The 693-nt window shown below is 47.0% G+C and carries 1 pseudogene; it reads left to right on the forward strand.

Annotated features, from left to right (window positions below):
- A pseudogene (locus tag IMO47_RS04995) lies at nucleotides 1–693 on the forward strand (ShlA/HecA/FhaA protein); the annotation flags it as partial.

The raw sequence follows: 693 nt of genomic DNA on the forward strand, positions 1-693 counted from the left end.
AGCAGGCACGATTGCGGCCAACAAATTCGTAGACATCCAAAGCCAAGGTTTGGACAACAGCCAAGGTCAACTCGGCAGTGTCAAAGAACAGGTCACGCTCAATACAGGCAAGGGTGCACTGCTGAACCAATCAGGTACGCTACAGTCGACAGGTGATTTAAACGTCCACAGTACGGGTCTAAACAATAATAAAGGAATCCTGAACAGTTTAGGCAAAGTCAGCTTGTCGACTGATGGAGAACTGAATAACGATGGGGGTCAAATTGCCTCAAATGGTCAATTAGAGATAACGGCACAAGACTTAAGTAACCAGTCAGGATTGATCCAGACCGGAGAGAAGTCAAATCTAAATCTGAAGTTAAGTGGCGGATTACACAACCAAACGGGTCAAATCCACAGTGGCTCAGACCAGCAGATCACAGCACAAAGTGTTGATAACAGTGCACAGGGTCAAATGACGGCACAGGGACAGCTGAGTATTCAGAGCCAAGCTGCGATAAATAACCAGACGGGTAAACTGATTGCCAATGGCTTGGTAGAAATTAAGGGAGAAGGGGTAAACAATACCCAAGGGCAGATCGGCAGCTTACAAGATCAGGTGCTTGTACACGCCGGACAAGGTGCCATGACGAACCAGTCGGGGACGATTCAAGCGAAGCAAGACTTGAATGTTACAGCACAAAGTGTAGATAA

The organism is Acinetobacter sp. Res13-Abat-PEC15-P4-01 (genome assembly GCF_015676285.1).
Classification (GTDB): domain Bacteria; phylum Pseudomonadota; class Gammaproteobacteria; order Pseudomonadales; family Moraxellaceae; genus Acinetobacter; species Acinetobacter nematophilus.